Genomic DNA, 24,491 nt, shown 5'->3' with positions numbered 1-24,491 from the left:
GCGCGATGAACTTCCTGCCGCTCTGGCGCTATCAGAACCAGCTCATCGACGGCGCCATCGTCACGCTGGAGCTGACGGTGATCTCGGCGCTCGCCGGGCTCGTGATCGGCATCGCCGGCGCGGTCGCGCTGAAGGGGCGGATCACGTCGCTGCGCTGGCTGGTGCGCGGTTACATCGAGCTGTTCCGCAACACGCCCTCGCTGATCCAGATCTTCATCGTCTTCTTCGTGCTGCCGAACTTCGGCCTGAAGCTGCCCGCCTTCGAGGCCGCGGCCGTCGCGCTGTCACTCTATTTCGGCGCTTATTCCGTCGAGATCATCCGCGCCGGTCTCGATTCCATTCCGCGCAGCCAGGTCGAGGCCGGCCAGTGCTTGGGGTTGTCGGGCTGGCAGGTGTTTCGCCACATCATCCTGCCGCCGGCGCTGCGCAACGCCTATCCGGCCGTGACCAGCCAGTTCGTGCTTTTGCTGCTCGGCACCTCGCTCGCCTCGCAGGTCGCCACGGATGAGCTGTTCCACGTCGCCGGCTTCATCGAGAGCCGCACCTATCGCAGCTTCGAGGTCTATGCCGTGATCTGCGCGGTCTATTTCGCGATGGCGATGGCGTTCAAGGCGCTGTTCGCCGTGATCGGCCTGGCGGCCTTCCGCTGGCCGCGGCGGCGCTGAGGAGCGAAGCGATGCGATCCTTCTCCCTCATCGATTTCGTCTCGCTGTTCGCGGCGCTGCGCTGGACCGTCACCCTCGTCGTGCTCGCGCTTCTCTTCGGTGCGCCACTGGCGCTCGGGCTTGCGCTCGGCCGCATCAGCCGGTTCGCAGGGCTGCGCTGGGCGATGGCGGCGTGCATCCAGGTGATCCAGAGCGTGCCGCTGCTCGGACTGTTGTTCTTCTTCTATTTCGGCATGCCGGTCTTCCTCGGCATCCAGGTGCCGGCGCTCATCGCCGTGACCGTCGCCTACACGCTCTACACCGCCGCCTTCCTCGGCGAGATCTGGCGCGGTGGCCTGGAGGCCGTGAAGCAGGCGCAATGGGAGGCCGGCGCCTGTCTCGGCCTCTCCGCCTGGCAGCAATTCCGCCACATCATCGCGCCGCAGGCGCTGCGGCTGTCGCTGCCGCCGACCGTCGGCTTCCTGGTGCAGCTCATCAAGGGCACCTCGCTCGCCTCGATCCTCGGCTTCGTCGAGCTCGCCCGCGCCGGACAGGTGGTGAGCGCGGCGACGTTCCAGCCGCTGCTCACCTACGCCCTGGTCGCCGCGATCTATTTCGCGCTGTGCCTGCCGCTCACGCTCTGGTCCCGCTCCCTGGAGGCCCGCCTCGATGGCTCTCGTTGAAATCCGCGACGTGCGCAAGACATTCGGCAAGGTCGAGGTGCTCAAGGGCGTCTCGCTCGAGGTCGAGGAAGGCGAGATCGTCACCATCATCGGGCGCTCCGGCTCGGGCAAGTCGACGCTGCTCCGCTGCATCAACGCGCTGGAGAGCGTCGATTCCGGCGAGATCCGGGTCGAGGGCCAGAAGGTTCACGCCAAAATGCCAGACCTGAAGAAATTCCGTCAGCGCGTCGGCATCGTGTTCCAAGCCTTCAATTTGTTTCCGCATCTGAAGGTCGAGCGCAACATCACGCTCGCTCCGCTGCTCACCGGCCGCATCGAGAGGACGAAAGCGCGGGCCTTGGCCGAGGACGTGCTGACCCGCGTCGGGCTCGCCGACAAGATCGACGCCTGGCCCGAGCAACTCTCCGGCGGCCAGCAGCAGCGCGTCGCCATCGCCCGCTGTCTCGCCATGGCGCCCCACCTCATGCTGTTCGACGAAGTGACCTCGGCGCTCGACCCCGAGCTCGTCGGCGAAGTCCTGAAGGTCATGGAAGCGATGGCGGAACAGGGCATGACCATGATCCTGGTCACCCACGAGATGGGCTTTGCCCGCAACGTCGCCGACCGCATCGTCTTCATGCATCAGGGCCGCGTCTGGGAACAGGGCCCACCGGCAAAACTGTTCGCCAGTCCTGAGACACCCGAGCTCGCAAGCTTCATCGCATCTGCCAAGTGAAAACCGTCCCCTTCAAGGAGAGAGTCATGAGAAAGTTGAAGTCCCTCTTCACCATTGCAGCGGCGGCCCTCGCCGTCCTCGCCGCACCCGGCCTTGCCAAGGCCGACAAGCTCCAGGACGTGCTCGGCGCCGGCAAGATTCGCGTCGGCATTCTCACCGATGCCGCGCCGTGGGGCTTCAAGGACGACAAGGGCGAGATCGCCGGCCTCGATGCCGATCTTGCAAAACTGATCGCCGCCGACATGGGCGTGAAGCTCGAACTGGTGCCGGTGACGGGTGCCGCGCGCATCCCGAGCCTGCTCTCGGACAAGCTCGACATTTTGATCGCCGGTCTCGGCGCCACGCCGGAGCGCGCCCAGCAGGTGATGTTCTCGCAGCCCTATGCGGTGGTGAATCTCGGCGTTTATGGCGCCAAGTCGCTCCCCTCCGCCACCGGCAAGAAGCCCGACAATCTGGAGGGCCGCACGGTAGCCGTCGCCAAAGGTACGACGCTCGACGTCTGGCTCACCGACAACGCGCCGAAGGTGAAGCTGGTGCGCTTCGAGGACACTCCGGCTGCGATTGCGGCCTATCTCGCCGGACAGGCCGACACGTTCGCGGAGAACAGCGCCATCGCACTGAAGGTGCAGGACCAGAACCCGACCAAGGAGGTCGAGCTGAAATTCCTGATCCGCCAGTCGCCGGCCCATGTCGGCGTCCGCCAGGGCGAGCAGAACCTGCTCAACTGGATCAACACCGACATCTTCTTCAACAAGCTCAACGGCAAGCTCGGCGCACTTCAGCTGAAATGGTTCAAGGAAGAGCAGTCGTTGCCGACGCTGTGAGTTTTGGACGGGCTCTCGCATTATGTGAGAGCCCACCTTTACGAGGAGAATTGAGATGATCAAACGTTACGTCGTGGGATCGCGCATGAGCCAGGCCGTCGCCGCCGGCGGCATGGTGCACATCGCAGGCCAGGTTGCGGATGACCGCAAGGCCGGCATCGTGTCGCAGACGGAGCAGGTGCTCGGCAAGATCGACGCGCTGCTCAAGGAGGCCGGCTCCGACCGCTCCAAGCTGATCGCGGTCAACGTCTTCCTGCCGCATATCACCGACTTCGACACCATGAACTCGGTCTATGACGCCTGGATCGATCCGGCCAATCCGCCGGCGCGCGCCTGCGTCGAAGCCCGCCTCGCCGATCCCGATTTGCGCGTCGAGATGACCGCGGTCGCCTTGCTCTAAGCCGCCGCCTTTCTTTCAACCTTCGGCCGGCGCCGGCGACGGCGCGGCCACGAGGCCTCCCATGCATACCGGACTGTTTCACGAGATCGATTTCGAGAAGGACCAGAAATGGTCCGGCCATCTCGGCATTCCCTTCTCGATCGATCGCTCCCCCTACTATCAGCTCAAGATCCCGATCTTCCGGATCAAGAACGGCGCCGGACCGAAGCTGCTCCTGATGGCCGGCAATCACGGCGACGAATATGAGGGCGAGATCACGCTGACGCGGCTGTATCGCCGGCTCGATGCGCGCGCCATCAAGGGCGAGATCACCATCCTGCCCTTCGCCAATTGGCCCGCCGTGATGGCGGCACGGCGCCGCTCGCCGCTCGACGAGGGCAATCTCAACCGCGCCTTCCCGGGCGATGCCGCGGGCACGCCGACCTTCCGCCTGGCGCATTTCCTCGAGCACGAGCTGTTTCCGCGCCACGACGTCGTCTTCGACATCCACTCCGGCGGCACGTCGATGGCGCACGTGCCCTGCGCGTTGATCGAGCGGCAGGGACCGCCAGAAATGTTCGGCCACGCGCTGCGCCTGATGGAAGGGCTCGGGATGCCCTTCGCCTTCGTCGCCGAGAACGGCGCCACGGCGCCGACCTCGATGGCGGCGGCCGCGCGCGCCGGCGCGATCGGGCTCTCCGGTGAATTCGGCGGCGGCGGCACTGTCACGCCGCAGACCATGGCGTTCACCGCGCGCGCGGTCGACCGGCTGCTGCTCGCGCTCGGCCTCGTCCAGGCGCCCGTGCTCGGGCCGCATGCGCCGGTCGAGCGCGCGACCGAACTGCTGGCCCTGCAGAGCCATGCCCAGGCCGTGTTCGCGACGCGCCGTGGCTGGTTCGAGCCCGCTGTCACCGTCGGTGCGCGCGTGAAGGCGGGCGACATCGCTGGCTGGTATCACGACTTCGAGCGCCCCGAGCTTGCCGAAGAGGTGCTGCGCTTCCCCGCCGACGGCATCGTGATCTCGCAGCGCCTGCACACCGACAGCCAGAGCGGCGACTGCCTGGTGCAGGTCGGCCGCGCCTTGAAGCGTGAGGAAGTTTTGGGACGGTGAGCTTCGGCCGCATGCTCATTGCACCTCTCCCGCTTGCGGGAGAGGTCGGATCGCGAAAGCGATCCGGGTGAGGGCTTTCTCCTCTTGGGGATTTCGTCCGTAACCTTGGACGATCCCGACGTGGAGACACCCTCTCCCCAACCCTCCCCCGCAAGCGGGGGAGGGAGCGCAGTGCCAATGCGGTTGCAGTACGATCTGATCTCATGATGCTCTAACCTGACGTCTCTTCAGGAATTCGATGACCGATCGGGCCAAGCCGAGCTATGACGACGTCGTGCGCATTCCGGCGCCGCCCGGCCGCAGCAATGCGACCGGACGGCCGCCGCGCATCGAGGAAGTCGCAGAACGCGCCGGCGTCGCGCCGATCACGGTGTCGCGGGTGCTGCGCCACCCCGAGAAGGTCAATCGCAAGACCCGCGAGCGAGTCCTCGAGGTGATCGAGGCGACGGGCTATGCCTCCAACCCGCATGCCCGCGCGCTGCGCTCGGGCCGCTCGAACGTGGTCGTCGCCTTCGTCTCCAACATCCTCAGCCAGCAGTTTGGCCTTGCGGTGCGCAGCTTTGCCGCGACGCTCGAGCCGGAGGGTTTCGAGGTGCTGGTCGGCCAGACCTCCTACTCCTATGCCAAGGAGGTCGCGATGATCCAGTCGCTGCGCGGCATCCGCCCCGCGGCGGTGATGTTCACCGGCGTCATCGAGCTCGAGGAGAACCGCACGGCGCTGGCCGAGCTCGGCATTCCCGTGATCGAGACCTGGGCGTTTCCGCGCGACCCCATCGACATGCTGGTCGGCCTGCCCAATGCGGATGCCGGCGCGATGGCGGCGCGCCGGCTGGCGCAGGCGGGACATCGCCGCATCGCCTTCATCGGCCGCAGCAGCGGCCGCGGCGCACTCCGCCGCGACGGCTTTCGCGCCGCCGCCGCACAGCTCGGCCTCACGATCGTTCACGAAATCCTCGTTGGAGAGGTGACGGGCCTCGTCGACGGCCGTGCCGCCTTCACCGCCCTGCTCGAGCGCAGCGGCGACGTCGACGCCGTGTTCTGCGCCAACGACCTGCTCGCGACCGGTGCGCTGATCGAGGCTCGCGCCCGCGGCCTGTCGGTGCCGCGCGATCTGGCCGTGCTCGGCTTCGGTGACAACGACGTCGCCGATCAAATCATGCCCGGCCTTACGACCATCTCATTCGACGCGGCGGCCGTGGGACGTCTCGCGGGCGAACTGCTTTTGGCGCGGCTCTCAGGCACGCCGCGCGCCGAGCAGCGGCTCGCGGTCGATCTGTTCCTGGTCGAGCGCGGCAGCGTCTGAGCGTTGCGGCTTACGCGACGCTCTTGAGATCCTGCTGGATGGCAGCGAGCAGCGATTGCAGCGCGGCGCTGTTCACCGGCTTGGCCGCGGTGCCGACCGGCTGAACAGAGGCGGGCTGCGCAGCTTTCACCGGGCGCTTCGGGAATGGCGGTGGAGCAGGCCTTGCGGCCGGCGTGAATTCGCCCTCGTTCTCGGCGTGAACGAACTTGCCATGGATGACGTCGTCGCGACGGCCCATGATGAACATGGTCGCCCAATAGCTGGCGGCCAGGAGGATTACGCAGAAAATACCAATCTCTAACATCGCAGCACCTAAAATATGCGCGATGATTCAATGCCTTCCTCCGGCCGTCAATGAACAGGCGGTCACACCTGCGGCTTTTGCGGGCAGGTGTGACCATTTGGTGACTCTCTCTTAACTATCCCCACCCGGCGTGTGGCCGCGGGGCCACGTGAGTCCCATTCCCTGTCGCGCTAGGCCTTGTCCGGCCCGACCCGGACCAGCTGCTTGCCGAAATTGGCCCCCTTCAGCAGGCCCATGAAGGCGCCGGGCGCACTCTCCAGGCCCTCGGTGACGAACTCCTTGTACTTGACCTTGCCCTCGCGAACCCAGGCGGACATGTCGCGCAGGAAGTCGCCATGGCGGGCGGCAAAGTCCGACACGATGAAGCCGCGGAAGGTCAGCCGCTTGGTCAGCGTCGCGAACATCAGGCGGGCGGCCCATTTCGGCGGGTTGGCCTCGGTGTCGTTGTAGTGCGCGATCAGGCCGCAAACGGGCACGCGCGCAAACGGGTTGAGCAGCGGGAACACCGCCTCGAACACGGCACCGCCGACGTTCTCGAAATAGACGTCGATACCCCCAGGGCAGGCGTCCTTCAACTTGGCGGCGAGATCGGGATCGCGGTGATCGATGCAGGCATCGAAGCCGAGCTCCTTCACCACGTAGTCGCACTTGTCCTTGCCGCCGGCGATGCCGACCGCGCGTGCGCCCTTGATCTTGGCGATCTGCCCCACCGCCGAGCCGACCGCGCCGGACGCACCGGCGACGACGACGGTCTCGCCCGGCTGCGGCTTGCCGATATCGAGCAGGCCCGTATAGGCGGTCATGCCGGGCATGCCGAGCACCCCGATCGACGTCGAGATCGGACCGAGCTTGGGATCCACCTTGATCAGGCCCTTGCCGTTCGAGATCGCGTGCGACTGCCAGCCGGTGCGCGCGCGGACGATGTCGCCGACCGCGAAATCGGAATTGTTGGAGGCCACGACCTCGCTGACCGCCTCGCCTTCCATCACGCCGCCGACCGGCACCGGCGCGGCATAAGACGGAGCATCGTTCATGCGCCCGCGCATATAGGGATCGAGCGACAGCCAGATCGTGCGCAGCAGGACTTCGCCCTGCCCTGGCGTCGGCACGGCGAATTCCTCCAGGCGAAAATCAGACGGCTTGGGTTCGCCGACGGGACGCGCGGCGAGAACGATGCGTTTGGCTTGGGCCATTGGCTTCCTCCACTTTTCTGTCCTTGCGAGCGAAGCGAAGCAATCCAGCCGCGTCAATACAAAAGGACTGGATTGCTTCGCGGAGCCTGTCATCGGGCCGCGCTTCGCGCGGACCCGTTGGCTCGCAATGACGAGCTTGTGGCACGCGCACGCCACACAGGCGCTGTCATGCCCCGCGAAGGCGGGGCATCCAGTACTCCGAGACAATCGTTGTTAGACCGAGAAGCCGCGGCGTACTGGATCGCCCGCCCCTGTGCGCAAGTGCGCACTAGGCGGGCGATGACGCCGAGAATGGAACGACTAACCCCCGCCCGGATAATTCGGGCTCTCGCGCGTGATCGTGACGTCGTGGACGTGGCTTTCGCGCAGGCCGGCGCCGGTAATGCGAACGAACTGGGCCTTGTCGTGCAGCTCCTTCATGTCGCGCGCGCCGACATAGCCCATCGCGGCGCGCAGGCCGCCGGCGAGCTGGTGCATGACATTGCCGACCGGGCCCTTGTAGGGCACCTGGCCCTCGATGCCTTCAGGCACGAGCTTGAGCGTATCCTTGATGTCCTGCTGGAAGTAGCGGTCGGCCGATCCCCGCGCCATCGCGCCGACCGAGCCCATGCCGCGATAGGCCTTGTAGGAGCGGCCCTGCCACAGGAACACTTCGCCGGGCGTCTCATCGGTGCCGGCCAGCAGCGAGCCGACCATGGCGATGTCGGCGCCGGCCGCGAGCGCCTTGGCGAGGTCGCCGGAATATTTGATGCCGCCGTCGGCGATGACGGGGACATCGGCCTTCTTCGCCGCGTCGACCGCATCCATGATTGCGGTGAGCTGGGGAACGCCGACGCCGGCGACGATGCGGGTGGTGCAGATCGAGCCCGGGCCGATGCCGACCTTGATGCAATCCGCGCCCGCGTCGATCAGCGCCTGCGCGCCTTCCGTGGTGGCGACGTTGCCGGCGACGACCTGCACCGAATTGGACAGGCGCTTGATGCGGTTCACCGCCTGCAGCACGTGACGGGAATGACCGTGCGCAGTGTCGACGACGACGAGGTCGACGCCGGCATCGATCAGCCGCTCGGTGCGCTCGAAGCCGGTGTCGCCGACCGTGGTGGCGGCAGCGACGCGAAGGCGGCCCTGCCCATCCTTGCAGGCGAGCGGATGGGCGACCGCCTTCTCCATGTCCTTCACCGTGATGAGACCGACGCAGCGATATTGATCGTCGACCACCAGCAGCTTCTCGATGCGGTGCTGGTGCAGCATCCGCCGCGCCTCGTCCTGGCTGACATTCTCACGGACCGTGACGAGCCCTTCATGCGTCATCAGCTCGGAGACTTTTTGCCGGCGGTCGGTGGCAAAGCGCACGTCGCGGTTGGTGAGGATACCGACCAGCTTGCCGGGCGTGTTCTTGCCGGCGCCGGTGACGACGGGAATGCCGGAGATGCCGTGATCGCTCATCAGCTTGAGCGCATCGTCGAGCGTGGCGTCGGGGCTGATGGTGAGCGGGTTCACCACCATGCCGGACTCGTAGCGCTTGACCTGCCGCACCTGGGCGGCCTGCCCTTCGGGATCGAAATTGCGGTGGATGACGCCGAGGCCGCCGGCCTGCGCCATGGCGATCGCCATGCGGGCCTCGGTGACGGTGTCCATGGCCGAGGCCATGATCGGGATGTTGAGCGGGATGGCGCGGGTGACGCGGGAGCGGATGTCGACCTCGCCCGGCATGACGTCCGACAGGCCCGGCTTCAACAGCACGTCGTCGAACGTAAAGGCTTCGCGGATGCCCTGAAGTTGCACCGTGGCCATCTGCCAACTCCTTCCTGCGGCCTTGCCGCAAATGCTAATGGATGAGCGCCGCCCTCGGCGTCCCTTGCGGCAACGCCTTGAGAATCGGAGCCCATCGGTGGGGTTGACGCGGGTCGATAGCACGGCCGCGTGACGAATCAAAGCAATTCGGGCCGCTGGCCAGCCATGCACAGGCTTTTTTGGGCCGATTTAGCGGGGTCGGCTCCGTCCGCCGTCCCCTCCGGCGTCATTCCGGGGCACGACGAAGTCGCGAACCCGGAATCCATCGCGCAGCAACGCTGTGGCCCAATAGATTCCGGGCTCGCGCCACGGGGCGCGCCCCGGAATGACGAAAGACGGTCACACCGTTGTTACGCGGGACTTAGGTGCTATGCGCCGATCCGCAATGGTCGGCGGCGGACGGCGGTGATAAGCCGCAACTCCGCCCCTCCTTCAGCTTTCATTAATTTCATGGTCGACAAGCAACGCGTCATTCCGCTGATCGTGGCCACGGCTCTGTTCATGGAGAACATGGATTCGACCGTGATCGCCACCTCGCTGCCGGCGATCGCGGCCGACATCGGCACCAGCCCGCTGACGCTGAAGCTCGCGATCACATCTTACCTGCTGTCGCTCGCGGTGTTCATCCCGGCGAGCGGCTGGACCGCCGACCGGTTCGGCGCGCGGATGGTATTCGCGATCGCGGTCGGCGTGTTCATGGTCGGCTCGGTCGGCTGCGCGCTCTCGACCTCGGTCACCGATTTCGTATTCGCGCGCATCCTGCAAGGCATGGGCGGTGCCATGATGACGCCGGTCGGACGCCTCGTGCTGCTGCGCTCAGTCGACAAGAGCGCGCTGGTCAACGCCATGGCCTGGGTGACGGTCCCTGCCCTGATCGGCCCCGTGATCGGCCCGCCGCTCGGCGGCTTCATCACCACCTATGCGTCCTGGCACTGGATCTTCCTGATCAACATCCCGATCGGCCTGCTCGGCATCTTCATGGCGCTGCGCTTCATCGATCCCATCAAGAGCGAGGCGCAGGAGCCGTTCGATCTCTACGGCATGGTGCTCGCCGGCATCGGCGTTGCCGGGATCGCCTTTGGCCTTTCAGTCGCCGGGCTCAACCTGCTGCCATGGAGCACGGTGGCCGCGCTGGTCGTGGGCGGTGCGATCTCGATGACGCTCTACGTCATCCACGCGCGGCGGACCGGATCGCCGGTGCTGGACTTCTCGCTCCTGAGGCTGCCGACACTGCGCGCAGCCGTGTTCGGCGGCTTCCTGTTCCGGCTCGGCATCGGCGCGCTGCCGTTCCTGCTGCCGCTCCTGATGCAGATCGGCTTCGGCCTGTCGCCGTTCCATTCCGGCCTCGTCACCTTTGCTTCCTCGCTCGGGGCCATGGGCATGAAGACGCTGGCCGCGCGGATCATCCGCACCTTCGGCTTCCGCAACCTGATGACGGTGAACGCGATCATCAGCGCGTTCTTTCTTGCCGTCTGCGCGCTGTTCACGGTGACGACGCCGCTGCTCATCATCATGGTCATCCTGGTGGTCGGCGGCTTCTTCCGCTCGCTGGAGTTCACCGCGATCAACACGGTCGCCTATGCCGACGTCGAGACCGCGCAAATGAGCCGCGCCACCACCCTCGTCAGCGTCAACCAGCAGCTCGCGGTCTCCGCCGGCGTCGCCGTCGGCGCGGCCTGCGTGGAAACGACGATGTGGTTCCACCATATCAGCGAGATCGACGCCACGGTGTTCGCGCCGGCCTTCGTCGTGGTCGCGTTGACCTCGGCGGCATCGAGCTGGTTCTTCTGGCAGATGCCCGCGGATGCCGGCCACGAGATCTCCGGTCGCAAGGCCGTGGAGATCGCCAGCCGCAAGGGCGCGGGCAAGGGTGCGGAAAAGGCGGCGGTCAAGACCGCGACGGAGGACACCCAGGACGTGCGGGATCAGAGGTTGGGGTAGTTAGCGCCCCCAAAGACCTTGGTCGGTCACTATGCGAGCGCAACCCCACATTGCCAAAATTCTGTGCCGCACATCACATCCCGTGGTATCGAAATTGAGCAATTAGGACTTTGGGCCGCCCTTCGTCTCGCGGTCCGACGGGGACATTTATTATGAAATTCGTGAAATGCTTTACCGCAGGTCTATTCGCCATCTTCGTAGCCATGCCCGCCCTCGCCCAAGCTCCGAACGCCATCGTCGCGACTGTTAACGGCATAGCCGTACGGCAGTCGCGCATCGACGACCAAATGGCGCAGATTTCGGAGGATCTTCTCAAGGGGCGCGAGCAAGAAACTCGCCGCCAAGTGTTGGATCGCGTGATCGATCAGGAGATTGTCGCGCAAGAAGCTACCCGGCTAAAGGTCGAGGATGACCCGGACTATCAAAAGCAACTCGAACTTGTGAAGCTGCAGTTACAGGCAAATGCGGTCGTCGCACGCTACGTCAAGGAATCGCTCACCGATTATTCGCTCCGACAGCGCTACGCGGCAGTCAAGCAAAACCTCGGTTTTCCAGCGGTCAAGGCCAAGCACATCCTCGTGCCGACCGAAGCTGAAGCCAGAGAGATCATGAAGTCCGTCACTTTCCAGAACTTCAGCACCGTCGCGAAAGCCCGTAGCAAGGGTCCCAGCGCGGATCAAGGCGGTGAACTCGGCTGGTTCAGAAAAGAGGCCATGATTCCCGAGTTTGCCGAGGCAGCCTTTTCATCGCCCGTCGGCAAGGTCGTCAACAAGCCGATCAAAACGGGCTTCGGATGGCACGTTCTGCTGATCGAGGATCGAAACGAGAATTATATCCCACCATTCGAGCAGGTCGAGGCGCAATTGCGCCAGGAAATGGCGAAGGAGGTCGTTGACAGCTATCTCAAGCACCTGCGCGACAAAGCGACAATCGTCTACCTCCCGCCCTACAAGAAGTAATTTGCGCCGAGGCCGCGGGCCCTACAGTTCCCAACGGTTCGACACCTTCCGGACTCGCCGATGCTCCGCCGAACGATCGCCGTCATCGCCACTCAAATCCTGCTCGCCGCGTCCTACAGCGGCGCGGGTGCGGCGCCGCAATCGAACAAGCGGGCGGCCTCGTCGGAGCGGAAGGCCGCGCCAATCCCCTCTTTCGCCGACATTGCCGCGCTCCAACGCCAGTTTGACGCATCAATTGAGAGCAAGGACTACGATCACGCGCTGAGTCTCGCGCCGGCGCTGGAGAATGCGATCATCCAGTACTTCGGTGCGAACTCGCTGGAACACTCGACGGTTCTGCAGCAAGTCGGATCGGCCTTGAACGGCAAGAGCGAGGCCCACCAGGCTGGTCTCAAATGCCGTCAGGCACTGGCAATCGGCGAAGCCGTCATGGGTGCCCGCAATCCGGCTCTCAGGAGTATCCTGGAATGCCTCGCCACGGCGGCAGACCTGCTGCAGGACGAGAAAGGCGGAATCGAGTGGTACGCCCGCATTTCCACGCTCCTGCCCAAGCAGGGGACGGTATCCGAGCCGGACATGAGAATCCTGTTTCGGCTGGCGTATCTTTATGCCGAACAGGATCTGCATGAGCAGGCAATCGCGGTTCGGCGTCGCATCATCGCCGCGCTCGAAGTGATGCCGCCCGACCAGCAACGCGGGCAGCTCGACTTCCAACTCTTGAAGTTGGGGGAATCCGAATTCGCGCTCGGCAAGACATCCGATGCGCGCGACCACATGCGTCAGGCCCTCAAGCTCCGCGAACAGAATGAAGGTGAAAACTCGGCTACGCTCGCCATCATCTTGTACGAGCTTGGCCGGGCTTTGAACGAACTGAAAAGCTACGACGAAACCGTCGTCGTCAGCCGCCGGGCGATAAAACTGGTCGAGTCCGATCCGCGGTTGGGGCCAGACAACCCATTCCTCGAGCTTCCGCTCAGCAATCTCGTGGTCGGCTCCTTTGCCGCCGGACGGAATGACGAAGCGATAGCAGCATCTGAACGACTTGTGAGGCTCAAGGAGCACCAGTTCGGGCAACGTGACCCGAGAATCGTCCCGGCGCTGCAAAAGCTACTTCGTCTGCAGATCTTTTCCGGCAAATACTCTGTCGCCATTGCAACGCAAATCCGGATCATCGCCATCGAGAAAGAGGGTGGCGACACGCGCGAGGCTCGCTCTGGGCATCTTCTGCTAGCCGAGTTATTAGATGTTGTCGGACAATACGCGGAATCGGAAGCCGTGCTGAAAGATTCCGTCAGGCAAATTGAAGCGGACATCGCGGCACAGCCGATAGAACTTCTGCCATTTCTCGATCGCCTCGCAAACACTTGCCTGCAGCAGGGTCGATACAGCGCCGCCGGCGGGTACTTGCAGCGCGCTGTGGCGATCGCGCAATCCGTCGGCGACAAGAAGAGCCTCGTCAATACGCTCAATAGTTTCGGCTTGTTGTTGCGCGAAACCGAACGCGTAAGCGATGCGCGCGCCGTGTTCGAGCGTGCCTACGCCCTTCAGCGACAGTTGTCGGGGGCCGACGATTCGCCGGAGTTGCTCACGTTACTGAACAACCGGGCTATCACGGCTGAAAGCCAAACCGAAGCCAAGACGTTGTTGGACCGAGCGCTCGCAATCGCCGAAAAGCATTATGCTCCGGATTCTTTCGAGCTCGTAGGGCCGCTCGTAAATCTCGCCGTCCGACTGAACGAAGGCGGAGAATTCGACCGGGCAGCCGCTACGCTCGAACGCGCCATTGCAATCCAAGCGAAAGTCAGCGGCTCGGAGTCGCCGGCGCTGATCGGGGCACTCGTCGATCTGTCATTCTCCTATCACGAAAGGGATCCTGAAAAGGCCATTGAAATCTCGAAGCGGGCGCTCGCCATCTGCGAATCGCGGCTTCCCGCATACCATCCGGATACGGTTCGCGTGCTGGACCAATTGTCGACCTTAATGACGAAAACGAAGAGGTATGAAGCTGCGGTCGATTTTGGACGCAGGGCCGTGGACCTTGTGCTCAAGCATTCGGCGCAGGAGCTTTCGATCGATGACCACGGCTCGGCAAAGTATACGCTCGACGGCCGCATCGGCGTGTTCCGCAACCTCGCCATCGCGTTGACCTTGTCGAGCCGGGTCGACATGGAGACTTACGAGCGCAACGGACGGGAGCTCTTCGAGGTTGCCCAGTGGGTCAGTCAGTCGACCGCTTCAATCGCCATGAAGCAGATGACCGTCCGCCTCGGCACTCAGAATCCCGGCATCGCGGCCATCGTGCGCGAGCGCCAGGATGCTCTTGCGGAGCGCGAACGATGGCGGGGCGAACTCTCTAAGGCCGCAAGCCTTCCGGGGGCGAATGCAGCGCCCCCATTGGATGCACTGGCCAGGATCGAGAACAGGCTGCTTGAGCTCAATCAGAGACTCAAACACGACTATCCCGCTTATTTCGATATTGCAGGGCTAAAACCGACCTCGGTAGCGGATGTGCAGAGGAGGCTTCGGGGCGACGAAGCTCTCGTTTCGATTTGGCAGATCAAGGGCGACATCGGCCTTGTTTTTGCCGTTTCTCCCGACAGTTTCGAGTGGGAGTACATTCATGTTCCGAACCCCGAAGATCGCATTAAGTCGTTCCGCTCGGGGCTTCTCGGCGGCGACGATGCGTCGTTTGATGCCGGCAACTCGTACAATCTGTACCAGCAGACGCTAGGCAAGATGGAAGGCGTGATCCGCGACAAGCGTAACCTGCTCATCGCGCCGGCGGGTGTCTGGACGGCAATGCCGTTTCACTTACTGGTCACCGAACCGCCGGCCCCCGTCAAAGCCGGCCTTGCCTATACTTACTCCGAGATATCCTGGCTGATCAGCCACCACGCCGTCTCTGTCCTGCCCTCTGTTTCAAGCCTGGACATCTTTCGCAGCCCTTCGCAAAGGGACATCGCGCCCCGGCCTCTCGTCGGGTTCGGCAACCCCTCCTTCACAGACGATCGCAGGAATCGGCCTCCCACAAAGAGCCCAAGCGCTGCGTCGACAGGCGCAAAGCGCGTCTCTGTCAGCCGATCATATGGCGAGTTCTGGAAAGGCGTCGAAATCGACCGGGAGAAGCTGTCGACTGCACTCACGCCGCTGCCGGAAACCCAGCAGGAGTTGACTAGCGTCGCAAAGGCGGTGGGCTTCGGGGCAAGCTCGCTCTATTTCGGATCGGAAGCCACCGAAACATCTGTCAAACGCAGTAAGCTATCGGACTACCGCATAGTCTATTTCGCGACGCATGGCTTGGTTGCCGGAGACGTCAAGGGAGTTGCCGAGCCGTCACTCGCGTTGACCCTGCCAAGAGATCCGAGCGAGCTAGACGACGGGCTTCTGACCTCGAGCGAAATATCCCAACTCAAGCTCAACGCCGATTGGGTCGTTCTGTCGGCTTGTAACACACTGGCGGGTGATGTTCCGGGTGGTGAAGCCTTGTCCGGCCTTGCTCGATCGTTCTTCTACGCGGGCGCCCGATCCATTCTCGCCTCGCATTGGGCGGTCGAGTCGGAAGCTGCAGTCAGCCTGACCACTGAGACATTCCGACTGCTGCAGCAGGATCCCAAAATTCGTCGTGCTGAAGCTCTGCGCCAAGCTATGCTAAGCACATCGAAATCCGGGGGGCGTCGTGCCAATCCAAGCTACTGGGGTGCCTTCGCACTGATTGGAGAGTAGTAAGAGACGGCGACCACTATCTCGCCTGTGCCCGAAATCCCGTCGCCAGCACGTAGCGCTCCGAGGAATCCTGCCGGCTCGCGGCGGGCTTGACGTGACGCACGGTGGCAAAGTCGCGCTTGAGCTGGGCGAGCAGATCGGCATCGGCGCCGCTCTGGAACGTCTTGGCCAGAAACGCGCCGCCGGGTTTGAGCACGTCGCAGGCAAACGCCGCGGCGGTCTCGACCAGGCCGACGATGCGCAGCTGGTCGGTCTTGCGGTGGCCGGTGGTGTTGGCGGCCATGTCGGACATCACAACGTCGGCCTTGCCGCCGAGCATCGCGGTGAGCTTCTCGGGCGCGTCGTTGTCCATGAAGTCGAGCTGCGCGAAATCGACGCCGGGAATCTCCGGCATCTCCAACAGATCGATGGCGACGACCTTGCCCTTGCCTTCGGTCGAGCCGACGCGCTTGGCCGCGATCTGGCTCCAGCCACCGGGTGCCGCGCCGAGATCGACCACGGCCATGCCCGGCTTCAAGAGCCGGAACTTGTCGTCCATCTCCAAGAGCTTGAACGCGGCGCGCGAGCGATAGCCCGCAGCCTTGGCTTTCGCGACATAGGGATCGTTGAGCTGCCGCTCCAGCCACAGCTTCGACGACAATTTGCGCTTGCCGCCGGTCTTGACCTGGACGTGCAAGCGGCCGGTCGTGTCCTTGGCCATACTCACCAGCTCCTGAGCGCGCCGTCCTCGCGCATCATCTCGACCAGCATGCCTTCGCGTAAGCCCCGGTCGGCGACGCGCAGGCGCGGCAGAGGAAAGGCGCGGCGGATAGCATCGAGAATGGCGCAGCCGGCGAGCACGAGATCGGCACGCTCGACGCTGATGCAGCTGTTGTTCGCGCGCTCCTCGTAGCTCATGCCGAGCAGCTTGTTGATGGTCGCGGTGATGTCGGCATCGTTCATCCAGATGCTGTCGATGCGGCGTCGGTCATAGCGCGCCAGATTGAGATGGATCCCGGCCAGCGTCGTCACCGTGCCCGACGTGCCGAGCAGGTGCATGTCGGCGAGATCGCGGCCGTGCTCTTCCGCGAACGGCGCGACGTGGCTTGCGACCTCCTGCTCCATCGCGGCGTAGATCTCCGGCGTGACGTCGCGTCCGCCGAACTGCTCGGCGAGCGTGACCACGCCATAGGGGATCGACATCCAGGCTTTTATGCGCGGCTCCGGGTTTTCCGGGTCGCGCTCGATCCGCACCAGCTCGGTCGAGCCGCCGCCGATGTCGAACAGGATCGCGCCGCGCCCCCTCGGGTCGACCAGCGGCGAGCAGCCGAGCACGGCGAGCGTGGCCTCGGTCTCGCGGTCGATCACCTCGAGCTCGATGCCCGTCTCGGCCGCAACGCGGCTGCGAAAACCTTCCGCGTTCGAAGCCGCGCGGCAGGCTTCGGTCGCGATCAGCCGCAGCCGCCGCGCCTTCCGTAAGTTGATCTTGTCCCGGCAGATGCTGAGCGCGGCGATGGCACGCTCGATCGCGGCGTCGCTGATGCAACCTGTCGCCGAGACGCCCTCCCCGAGCCGGATGATGCGCGAGAAGGAATCGACCACGCGAAAGCCGTCCTGGGTCGGACAGGCGATCAGCAGCCTGCAATTGTTGGTGCCGAGGTCCAGCGCCGCATAGACGCCGGTTCCCGGCGCTTGCGCGCCGACGGCCGGATCGGTGGCCAACGCCACCGCCGCCATCGACCCATTCAGCTCACCGTGCGGCCCATGTTGGCTAACATGGCCGTCGCGGAGCCGCGTGTGGTCATTCATACAAACTGTCTTTCCGCGGCCGGTCGGGCCGGTCTGGAATTGATTATTCGCCTGAAACATTAGCAGCGCGGCAGGCCTGCGCAACAACGCATCACATGGGACCATGCCCAATCGTGCGTTGTCGTGAACGGGGGTGGTGGGTTATCTCAAGGGAGTCCGGTGCTCCGCTGCCGCGAAAATGCGCAAATGCCGGCTTTTCAGGTCAATTCCATGCAAGAACACACCAAATCGTCCACGCTCGAGAACGCTATTGCACTGCAAAAATATGGCGTCGGGCAACCGGTCCGCCGCAAGGAGGACGACACCCTGGTGCGCGGCAAGGGCCGCTACACCGACGATTTCAACCTGCCCGGCCAGGCCTATGCCGTGGTCGTCCGTTCCACCCATGCCCATGGCATGATCCGTGGCATTGGCCTTGATGCCGCCAAGGCGATGCCGGGCGTGCTGGGGGTGTGGACCGGCAAGGACCTCGATGCCGCCGGCTATGGCCCCTTCACCTGCGGCCTGCCGCTGAAGAGCCGTGACGGCTCGCCCCTGCTCCAGACCAACCGCCAGCCGCTGGCGACCGACAAGGTCCGCTTCGTCGGCGACCCCGTCGCCTTCGTGGTGGCGGAGACGCTGGCCCAGGCGCGCGACGCGGCCGAGGCGGTCGAGCTCGACATCGAGCCGCTGCCGGCGGTGACGGATCCCGAGGAAGCCGCCAAGCCCGGCGCGCCGCAGCTCTATGACCACATCCCGAACAACGTCGCGCTCGACTACCACTATGGCGACATGGACAAGGTCAACGCGGCCTTCGCCAGCGCCGCTCATGTGACCAGGCTCGACATCGAGAACACCCGCGTCGCCGTGGTCTCGATGGAGCCGCGCGTCGGGCTTGCCTCCTACGATAAGAAGACCGAGCGCTACACGCTTCAGGTGCCGACCCAGGGCGTCGCCGGCAATCGCGCCAATCTCGCCAAGAACCTGAAGGTGCCGAACGAGAAGGTGCGCATTCTCACCGCCAATGTCGGCGGCTCCTTCGGCATGAAGAACATCAACTATCCCGAGTACATGTGCATCCTGTATGCGGCGAAGGCGCTGGAACGGCCGGTGAAGTGGCTGGACGAGCGCTCCACCAGCTTTCTCTCCGACAGCCACGGCCGCGCGCAGAAGATCCATGCCGAGCTCGCGCTCGATGCCGAGGGGCACTTCCTCGCGGCAAAGCTGTCCGGCTATGGCAATCTCGGCGCCTACATCACCGGCGTCGCGCCGGGGCCGCTTTCGCTCAACACCGGCAAGAACTTCTCCAGCGTCTATCGCACGCCGCTGATGGCGGTCGACATCAAGACGGTGCTCACCAACACCACGCTGATGGGCGCCTATCGCGGTGCCGGCCGGCCCGAGGCGAACTATTACATGGAGCGCCTGATCGACCGCGCCGCCGACGAGATGGGCATCAACCGGCTGACCTTGCGCAAGCGCAACTTCATCAAGCCAAACCAGATCCCGTTCGCGGCCTCCTCCGGCGTCACCTATGACAGCGGCGACTTCCAGGCCGTATTCAACAAGGCGCTCGAAATCTCCGACCACGAGAACTTCGCCAAGCGCAAGAAGGAGAGCAAGAAGGCCGGCAAGCTGCGCGGCATCGCGGTCGGCTCCTATCTCGAGGTCACGGCGCCGCCGAGCCCCGAGCTCGGCAAGATCGTGTTCGATGCTGACGGCACCGTGCAGCTCATCACCGGCACGCTCGATTACGGCCAGGGCCATGCCACGCCGTTCGCGCAGGTGCTGTCCGAGCAGCTCGGCGTCCCCTTCGAGAGCGTGAAGCTCGTGCAGGGCGACAGCGATATCGTCCACACCGGCAACGGCACCGGCGGCTCGCGCTCGATCACGGCGACCGGCCAAGCCATCGTGGGGGCCGCAAAGCTCGTCATCGAGAAGGGCAAGCGCGCCGCCGCGCATATGCTGGAAGCGTCCGAGGCCGATATCGAGTTTGCTGACGGCAGCTTTACGATCGCCGGCACCGATCGCAGCATCGACATCATGGAGCTCGCGAAGAAGCTGCATGACGGCAAGGTGCCGGAGGGCGTGCCTGATACGCTCGACGTCGATCACACCAGCGATCCGGTCGCCTCGGCGTTCCCGAATGGCTGCCACGTCGCCGAGGTCGAGATCGATCCGGACACCGGCGTGGTGCAGATCGTGCGCTACAGCGCGGTCAACGATTTCGGCACGGTGATCAACCCGATGCTGGTCGCGGGCCAGCTCCATGGCGGCGTGGTCCAGGGCATCGGCCAGGCGCTGATGGAGCACATCCGCTACGACGAGAGCGGCCAGCCGATCACGGGCTCGCTGATGGACTACGCCCTGCCGCGTGCCGAGGACGTCCCCAACATGACGGTCGGCGATCATCCGGTGCCCGCCACCACCAATCCGCTCGGCAGCAAGGGCTGCGGCGAAGCAGGCTGCGCCGGCAGTCTCTCGACGGTGGTGAACGCGGTGCTCGATGCGCTGTCGGATTACGGCATCAAGCACATCGACATGCCGCTGACCCCGGAGCGGGTGTGGCGCGCGATCCAGGAGGCGAAGGCCAAGGCGGCGTAAGAGGCTCTATCGCAGAAGGTCATTCGCCGCGTCCACACGCACAGCTGTCATCGCCCGACTTGATCGGGCGATCCAGTACTCCGAGGCAATCGTGATTCACGGATGGGCCGCGGCGTACTGGATGCCCCGGTCAAGCCGGGGCATGACACCGCGTTTGTGGTGACAGGCTTGCCTCCGCTACGCCGCCGCCTGCTCGCGCGGCTGGTAGATTGCGGTGTGCAGGCAGTGGGCGAGCGGCATCGTGCCGTTGGCGACGACCAGCGCGTCGAGCTCGACGAAGCGGTGGCCCTTCTTCTCGTAGTTCGCGGTGACCTTGGCCCGCGCCGTGATCTCGTCACCGGCGCGCGCGGCGGACAGCAGCTGCATGCGGCTGCCGACATGGATCCAGGGCCCCAGAATGGTGTTGTCGACGAGGACGCGGTTCATGACCCGCTGGATCAGGCCGGGATGGCCGAGGCTCTCGCGCGCGAAGATCGGATCCTTCTCCCTGACATCCGTGAGATAGTCGGCCGCGTCCTGCCCGGCCCAGCGGCGCGGCGTCGTGCCCAGCCACTTGCCCAGTTCGAACGTCGCAGGACTGACCGGCTTGCGCTCGGCGACAGCGGGGACTTCGACATAGTCGCTCAATGCTACCACTGGCGCCTCCGCCGGCAGCGACGCCGTTCCGGTCGCGCAGAGCTCGGTACGGCTGAACACCTCGATGGTCAGCAAGCCGTTGTGCTCGGTCGCGTCGACGTCGGCAGTCTCGCCGTCATAGACCGGCTTGATGAAGCGCGCCTCGACCAGCCCACGGGAAAGGAAATCGCGGCCCCAGCGCGCGATCGGCACGTGCATCATGTAAGCGAAGACGTCGACGCCCGGGACCAGCCCGCCTTCAAAGCCGAAGCGGCGCGCCACATTGTCGTCGTGCATCTTGTTTTCGGATTGCTTGGCGGTGTTGTAGGCCTCGACGCGGTAGGTTTCGAGCCGGTTCGGCATGGGGTCATCTTCCCTGTTCTTGTTGTTTCAGGGCTGATCGTAGGGCCCAGGGAACATCGGTCAATCCCCTCGCCTTTGCAGCCCGAATGGGGTACCACGCGGCGGAATGACCGACGCTCTCACCCGCATCTATGTCGACGCCGACGCCTGTCCGGTGAAGGACGAGATCTACCGCGTGGCGCTCCGGCACGGCGTGCCCGTGAGCGTCGTCGCCGGCAATTTTATTCGCGTGCCGCAGGACCCGCTGATCGAGCGCATCGCCGCGGGTGCCGGCATGGACGCGGCCGACGACTGGATTGCCGAACGGGCCAGGGCCGGCGACGTCGTCGTGACATCGGACATTCCGCTGGCGAGCCGCTGCGTCAAGGCCGGCGCCGACGTGATCGCCCCGAACGGCAAGCCCTTCACTGAGGAGTCCATCGGCATGACCCTGGCGGTGCGCAATCTGATGACGGATCTGCGCTCCGCAGGCGAAGTCACCGGCGGCCCGCGCTCGTTCGCGCCGCGCGATCGCTCCGCGTTCCTTTCGGCCCTGGACCAGACGCTGCGCCGGATCCAGCGCCGCCCCACTGACGCTGCCGCAACGAGCCAGAATTCGGGTCAAGGCTGATTCATGGCGCCGCCGCTGATCCAACTGAAAGACATCCGGCTGACTTTTGGCGGCACGCCGCTGATGTCGGGCGTCGAGCTCAATGTCGCGCCGGGCGAGCGCGTCTGCCTGATCGGCCGCAACGGCTCGGGCAAGTCGACGCTGCTCAGAATCGCGGCGGGCCTTGTCGAGCCCGACAGCGGCACGCGCTTCGTGCAGCCGGGCGCGACCGTGCGCTATCTGCCGCAGGAGCCGGATTTCGGCGAGCACAAGACCACGCTCGCCTATGTCGAGGCGGGGCTCGCGCCGGGCGACGACCATCACCAGGCGCGCTACCTCCTCGAGCAGCTTGGCCTCACCGGCGACGAGAACCCGCACAATCTCTCCGGCGGCGAGGCGCGTCGCGCCGTGCTCGCCTGTGTGCTGGCGCCCTCGCCCGACATATTGCTGCTGGACGAGCCCACCAACCATCTCGACCTCTCCACCATCGAGTGGCTGGAGCAGGAGCTCGACAGCCGCCGCGGGGCGCTGGTGATCATCAGTCATGACCGCCGCTTCCTGACAAATCTGTCGCGCTCCACGGCATGGCTCGACCGCGGCAAGATCAAGCAGATCGACCGCGGCTTTGCCTCGTTCGAGACCTGGCGCGACGAGGTGCTCGCGGAAGAAGAGCGCGACCAGCACAAGCTCGACCGCAAGATCGTCGACGAGGAGCATTGGCTGCGCCACGGCGTCTCCGGACGGCGCAAACGCAACGTCAAGCGCCTCGCCAATCTTCACGCGCTGCGCGACCAGCGCCGCAACTATCGCGGCACGGCGGGCACCGCGAGTCTCGCTGCGGCGGAAGCCGAACAATCCGGCAAGCTGGTGATCGAGGCCAAGGGCATCACCAAGGCCTATGGCGAGAGAAAAATCGTCGAGAACTTCTCGACGCGCATCCAGCGCGGCGACCGGCTCGGCATCATCGGCCCGAACGGCGCCGGCAAGACCACCCTGGTCAATCTGCTCACCGGCGGCGGGCAACCCGATTCCGGCATCGTACGGCTGGGTGCCAATCTGGAAACGGCCACGCTCGATCAGCACCGCGAAAGCCTCGATCCCAAATCGACACTGGCAGAAGCCCTCACCGGCGGCCGCGGCGATCAGATCATGGTCGGCGGCAAGCCGAAGCACGTCGTCGGCTACATGAAGGACTTCCTGTTCGGCCAGGAGCAGCGTGGCACGCCCGTGGAAGTACTCTCCGGCGGCGAGCGTGGCCGCCTGATGCTGGCGCGCGCGCTGGCAAAGCCGTCAAACCTCTTGGTGCTGGACGAGCCGACCAACGATCTCGATCTCGAAACGCTCGACGTGCTCGAGGAGATGCTGGGCGACTACGAGGGCACTATCATCCTGATCAGCCACGACCGCGACTTCCTCGACCGCGTCGTCACCTCCGTGATCGCGCCCGAGGGTAACGGCAAATGGATCGAATATGCCGGCGGCTACAGCGACATGCTGGCGCAGCGCGGCGCAGACCTCAAGCGCGAGACGGCGAAGGCGCAAGCGCCAGTGGAGAAGAAAGAGGAGCGCGCCGCTGCTCCGGCCGCGTCGGCGCCCAAGCGGAAGCTGAGCTTCAACGAGAAGCACGCGCTGGAAACGCTGCCGAAGAAGATGGAAACGTTGCACGCCGATATTGCAAAATTGCAGCGCGTGCTGGACGATCCCAATCTCTATGCGAAGGATCGCAAAAAATTCGACGACACCTCGGCCGCCATCGCCAAGGCGCATGAAGAACTGTCCGCCGCCGAAGAGCGCTGGCTCGAACTCGAAATGCTCCGTGAAGAGATTGAACAGGCATAACTTATGACAACAACTCTCGCCGCAAAAATCGCCCGCGAATATGGCACGCCCTGCGCCGTCATCGACATGGACAGGGTCGAGCGCAACATCACGCGGATCCAGAAGGCCTGCGACGATGCCGGCATCGCCAATCGTCCGCACATCAAGACGCACAAGAACCCGACCATCGCCAAGATGCAGGTCGCGGCTGGAGCGAAAGGCATCACCTGCCAGAAGATCGGCGAGGCCGAGATCATGGCCAATGCCGGCATCGACGACATCCTGATCAGCTACAATCTCTTGGGCGAAGAGAAGATGGCGCGGCTCGGCGCGCTAAATGCCAAGACCAAGATGACGGTGGCGGCCGATAACTCGACAGTCGTCGCGGGCTTGCCGAAGGCCGCCGCGGCCTCGGGCCGTCCGCTCTCGGTCGTGGTCGAATGCGACACGGGGCGCAAGCGCGCGGGCGTCGAGACGCCCGCGGAGGCGATCGCGCTGGCGCGCGAGATCGCCGCGTCCAAGGGATTGGAGTTTGCCGGCTTCATGCTCTACCCGACCGAGACCGGCTGGGCTGACGCGCAGAAATTCTACGACGAGGCGCTGGCCGGCGTGCGCGCGCACGGGCTCGATGCAAAAATCGTCTCGACCGGCGGCACGCCGAACCTCGTCAACATTGGCAAGCTCAAAGGCGGCACCGAGCATCGCTTCGGCACCTACATCTATAACGACCGCATGCAGGTCGCGGCCGGCTCGGCCACGTGGGACGATTGCGCGCTGCACATCTATTCGACGGTGGTGAGCCGCGCCGCGCCCGAGCGCGGTATTTTGGACGCCGGCTCGAAGACGCTGACCACGGATACCGGCGGGCTCGACGGTCACGGCCTGATCCTGGAGCATCCCGAGGCGAAGATCGCCAAGTTCGCCGAGGAGCACGGCTTCCTCGATCTCTCCCGCAGCAACACAAGGCCGAATGTCGGCGACGTCGTCCGCATCGTACCGAACCACGTCTGCGTCGTCGTCAACATGATGGACGAGGTCGTAATGGTCCGCGGCGAGGAGATCATCGGCACGCTGCCGGTCGCGGCGCGGGGGAAGCTGCGGTAGGGTTCGCGCCGTTCCCACGGCCGTCATTGCGAGGAGCTCTTGCGACGAAGCAATCCAG

20 protein-coding genes are annotated in these 24,491 nt (G+C 64.7%); 14 read left to right on the top strand and 6 right to left on the bottom strand.

The window, feature by feature from the left end; genetic code table 11:
* The first annotated feature begins 5 nt into the window (after positions 1-5).
* From N2602_RS17175 to N2602_RS17145, 7 genes are all read left to right on the top strand, one after another.
* Positions 6-665: an amino acid ABC transporter permease gene (locus tag N2602_RS17175; RefSeq protein WP_260383353.1), complete on the top strand. Its 660-nt coding sequence runs from the start codon at positions 6-8 to the stop codon at positions 663-665.
* 11 nt (positions 666-676) lie between these two features.
* Positions 677-1,327: an amino acid ABC transporter permease gene (locus tag N2602_RS17170; protein ID WP_212257476.1), complete on the top strand. Its 651-nt coding sequence runs from the start codon at positions 677-679 to the stop codon at positions 1,325-1,327.
* The gene (locus N2602_RS17165; RefSeq protein WP_212257475.1) at positions 1,314-2,042 is read left to right on the top strand and encodes an amino acid ABC transporter ATP-binding protein; all 729 of its coding nucleotides are present in this window, start codon (positions 1,314-1,316) and stop codon (positions 2,040-2,042) included. Before N2602_RS17170 ends, N2602_RS17165 begins: the two co-directional genes overlap by 14 nt.
* A gap of 26 nt (positions 2,043-2,068) precedes the next feature.
* A complete protein-coding gene (locus N2602_RS17160; protein ID WP_212257474.1) occupies positions 2,069-2,866 on the top strand; it encodes a transporter substrate-binding domain-containing protein in 798 nt (265 codons plus the stop codon).
* 55 nt (positions 2,867-2,921) lie between these two features.
* On the top strand, positions 2,922-3,266 hold the full coding sequence (locus tag N2602_RS17155; RefSeq protein ID WP_172786367.1) for a RidA family protein: 345 nt from the start codon (positions 2,922-2,924) through the stop codon (positions 3,264-3,266).
* A 61-nt stretch (positions 3,267-3,327) separates the two neighbouring features.
* The gene (locus N2602_RS17150; RefSeq protein ID WP_260383352.1) at positions 3,328-4,356 is read left to right on the top strand and encodes a succinylglutamate desuccinylase/aspartoacylase family protein; all 1,029 of its coding nucleotides are present in this window, start codon (positions 3,328-3,330) and stop codon (positions 4,354-4,356) included.
* Positions 4,357-4,594: 238 nt separating this feature from the next.
* Entirely contained in the window at positions 4,595-5,659 is a 1,065-nt protein-coding gene (locus tag N2602_RS17145) for a LacI family DNA-binding transcriptional regulator (RefSeq protein ID WP_260383351.1), read from the top strand.
* A gap of 10 nt (positions 5,660-5,669) precedes the next feature.
* Here the strand turns inward: N2602_RS17145 and N2602_RS17140 are convergent, their stop codons facing one another.
* The 3 genes from N2602_RS17140 to guaB form a co-directional block, all read right to left on the bottom strand.
* Positions 5,670-5,963: a hypothetical protein gene (locus tag N2602_RS17140; RefSeq protein WP_260383350.1), complete on the bottom strand. Its 294-nt coding sequence runs from the start codon at positions 5,961-5,963 to the stop codon at positions 5,670-5,672.
* A 170-nt stretch (positions 5,964-6,133) separates the two neighbouring features.
* Positions 6,134-7,156: an NADP-dependent oxidoreductase gene (locus tag N2602_RS17135; protein ID WP_260383349.1), complete on the bottom strand. Its 1,023-nt coding sequence runs from the start codon at positions 7,154-7,156 to the stop codon at positions 6,134-6,136.
* Between the two features lie 300 nt (positions 7,157-7,456).
* Complete coding sequence (gene guaB / locus N2602_RS17130; RefSeq protein WP_172786362.1) at positions 7,457-8,950, bottom strand: IMP dehydrogenase; 1,494 nt, start codon at positions 8,948-8,950, stop codon at positions 7,457-7,459.
* Between the two features lie 450 nt (positions 8,951-9,400).
* Between guaB and N2602_RS17125 the strand changes: the two genes are divergently transcribed.
* From N2602_RS17125 to N2602_RS17115, 3 genes are all read left to right on the top strand, one after another.
* Positions 9,401-10,891: an MFS transporter gene (locus N2602_RS17125; RefSeq protein ID WP_260383348.1), complete on the top strand. Its 1,491-nt coding sequence runs from the start codon at positions 9,401-9,403 to the stop codon at positions 10,889-10,891.
* 152 nt (positions 10,892-11,043) lie between these two features.
* Positions 11,044-11,850: a peptidylprolyl isomerase gene (locus N2602_RS17120; protein ID WP_260383347.1), complete on the top strand. Its 807-nt coding sequence runs from the start codon at positions 11,044-11,046 to the stop codon at positions 11,848-11,850.
* Between the two features lie 60 nt (positions 11,851-11,910).
* The gene (locus N2602_RS17115; RefSeq protein ID WP_260383346.1) at positions 11,911-15,573 is read left to right on the top strand and encodes a CHAT domain-containing protein; all 3,663 of its coding nucleotides are present in this window, start codon (positions 11,911-11,913) and stop codon (positions 15,571-15,573) included.
* A gap of 16 nt (positions 15,574-15,589) precedes the next feature.
* Here N2602_RS17115 and N2602_RS17110 read toward each other — a convergent pair whose 3' ends face one another.
* The gene (locus N2602_RS17110; RefSeq protein ID WP_260383345.1) at positions 15,590-16,273 is read right to left on the bottom strand and encodes an RlmE family RNA methyltransferase; all 684 of its coding nucleotides are present in this window, start codon (positions 16,271-16,273) and stop codon (positions 15,590-15,592) included.
* A gap of 2 nt (positions 16,274-16,275) precedes the next feature.
* The gene (locus N2602_RS17105) at positions 16,276-17,361 is read right to left on the bottom strand and encodes a Ppx/GppA phosphatase family protein (RefSeq protein ID WP_172786359.1); all 1,086 of its coding nucleotides are present in this window, start codon (positions 17,359-17,361) and stop codon (positions 16,276-16,278) included.
* Positions 17,362-17,571: 210 nt separating this feature from the next.
* Here N2602_RS17105 and N2602_RS17100 point away from each other — a divergent pair, with 210 nt between their 5' ends.
* Positions 17,572-19,944: a xanthine dehydrogenase family protein molybdopterin-binding subunit gene (locus tag N2602_RS17100; RefSeq protein WP_260383344.1), complete on the top strand. Its 2,373-nt coding sequence runs from the start codon at positions 17,572-17,574 to the stop codon at positions 19,942-19,944.
* 177 nt (positions 19,945-20,121) lie between these two features.
* Here N2602_RS17100 and N2602_RS17095 read toward each other — a convergent pair whose 3' ends face one another.
* Positions 20,122-20,922 (bottom strand): hypothetical protein, encoded by an 801-nt coding sequence (locus N2602_RS17095; protein ID WP_260383343.1) that lies wholly within the window; start codon positions 20,920-20,922, stop codon positions 20,122-20,124.
* 106 nt (positions 20,923-21,028) lie between these two features.
* Between N2602_RS17095 and N2602_RS17090 the strand changes: the two genes are divergently transcribed.
* The 3 genes from N2602_RS17090 to N2602_RS17080 are packed head-to-tail and all read left to right on the top strand — an operon-like array spanning position 21,029 to position 24,433.
* Entirely contained in the window at positions 21,029-21,532 is a 504-nt protein-coding gene (locus N2602_RS17090; RefSeq protein ID WP_260383342.1) for a YaiI/YqxD family protein, read from the top strand.
* Between the two features lie 3 nt (positions 21,533-21,535).
* Positions 21,536-23,350, top strand: coding sequence for an ABC-F family ATP-binding cassette domain-containing protein (locus N2602_RS17085; RefSeq protein WP_260383341.1), 1,815 nt, complete (start codon positions 21,536-21,538; stop codon positions 23,348-23,350).
* A 3-nt stretch (positions 23,351-23,353) separates the two neighbouring features.
* A complete protein-coding gene (locus N2602_RS17080) occupies positions 23,354-24,433 on the top strand; it encodes a D-TA family PLP-dependent enzyme (RefSeq protein WP_260383340.1) in 1,080 nt (359 codons plus the stop codon).
* Positions 24,434-24,491: the final 58 nt, after the last annotated feature.

The organism is Bradyrhizobium sp. NC92 (genome assembly GCF_025200865.1).
In the GTDB taxonomy this organism is placed as follows: domain Bacteria; phylum Pseudomonadota; class Alphaproteobacteria; order Rhizobiales; family Xanthobacteraceae; genus Bradyrhizobium.
Note: the sequence above shows the minus strand (reverse complement) of the source record. Positions and strands in the feature narration are given on the sequence as shown.

What these genes read in the sequence shown, in the direction of transcription:
- N2602_RS17095 (WP_260383343.1), bottom strand. Translation starts at nt 20,922, where the DNA reads ATGCCGAACCGGCTCGAAACCTACCGCGTCGAGGCCTACAACACCGCC.
- N2602_RS17125 (WP_260383348.1), top strand. Translation starts at nt 9,401, where the DNA reads ATGGTCGACAAGCAACGCGTCATTCCGCTGATCGTGGCCACGGCTCTG.
- N2602_RS17170 (WP_212257476.1), top strand. Translation starts at nt 677, where the DNA reads ATGCGATCCTTCTCCCTCATCGATTTCGTCTCGCTGTTCGCGGCGCTG.
- N2602_RS17145 (WP_260383351.1), top strand. Translation starts at nt 4,595, where the DNA reads ATGACCGATCGGGCCAAGCCGAGCTATGACGACGTCGTGCGCATTCCG.
- N2602_RS17150 (WP_260383352.1), top strand. Translation starts at nt 3,328, where the DNA reads ATGCATACCGGACTGTTTCACGAGATCGATTTCGAGAAGGACCAGAAA.
- N2602_RS17120 (WP_260383347.1), top strand. Translation starts at nt 11,044, where the DNA reads ATGAAATTCGTGAAATGCTTTACCGCAGGTCTATTCGCCATCTTCGTA.
- N2602_RS17080 (WP_260383340.1), top strand. Translation starts at nt 23,354, where the DNA reads ATGACAACAACTCTCGCCGCAAAAATCGCCCGCGAATATGGCACGCCC.
- N2602_RS17085 (WP_260383341.1), top strand. Translation starts at nt 21,536, where the DNA reads ATGGCGCCGCCGCTGATCCAACTGAAAGACATCCGGCTGACTTTTGGC.
- N2602_RS17115 (WP_260383346.1), top strand. Translation starts at nt 11,911, where the DNA reads ATGCTCCGCCGAACGATCGCCGTCATCGCCACTCAAATCCTGCTCGCC.
- N2602_RS17160 (WP_212257474.1), top strand. Translation starts at nt 2,069, where the DNA reads ATGAGAAAGTTGAAGTCCCTCTTCACCATTGCAGCGGCGGCCCTCGCC.
- N2602_RS17100 (WP_260383344.1), top strand. Translation starts at nt 17,572, where the DNA reads ATGCAAGAACACACCAAATCGTCCACGCTCGAGAACGCTATTGCACTG.
- N2602_RS17155 (WP_172786367.1), top strand. Translation starts at nt 2,922, where the DNA reads ATGATCAAACGTTACGTCGTGGGATCGCGCATGAGCCAGGCCGTCGCC.
- N2602_RS17175 (WP_260383353.1), top strand. Translation starts at nt 6, where the DNA reads ATGAACTTCCTGCCGCTCTGGCGCTATCAGAACCAGCTCATCGACGGC.
- N2602_RS17140 (WP_260383350.1), bottom strand. Translation starts at nt 5,963, where the DNA reads ATGTTAGAGATTGGTATTTTCTGCGTAATCCTCCTGGCCGCCAGCTAT.
- N2602_RS17110 (WP_260383345.1), bottom strand. Translation starts at nt 16,273, where the DNA reads ATGGCCAAGGACACGACCGGCCGCTTGCACGTCCAGGTCAAGACCGGC.
- N2602_RS17135 (WP_260383349.1), bottom strand. Translation starts at nt 7,156, where the DNA reads ATGGCCCAAGCCAAACGCATCGTTCTCGCCGCGCGTCCCGTCGGCGAA.
- guaB (WP_172786362.1), bottom strand. Translation starts at nt 8,950, where the DNA reads ATGGCCACGGTGCAACTTCAGGGCATCCGCGAAGCCTTTACGTTCGAC.
- N2602_RS17105 (WP_172786359.1), bottom strand. Translation starts at nt 17,361, where the DNA reads ATGAATGACCACACGCGGCTCCGCGACGGCCATGTTAGCCAACATGGG.
- N2602_RS17165 (WP_212257475.1), top strand. Translation starts at nt 1,314, where the DNA reads ATGGCTCTCGTTGAAATCCGCGACGTGCGCAAGACATTCGGCAAGGTC.
- N2602_RS17090 (WP_260383342.1), top strand. Translation starts at nt 21,029, where the DNA reads ATGACCGACGCTCTCACCCGCATCTATGTCGACGCCGACGCCTGTCCG.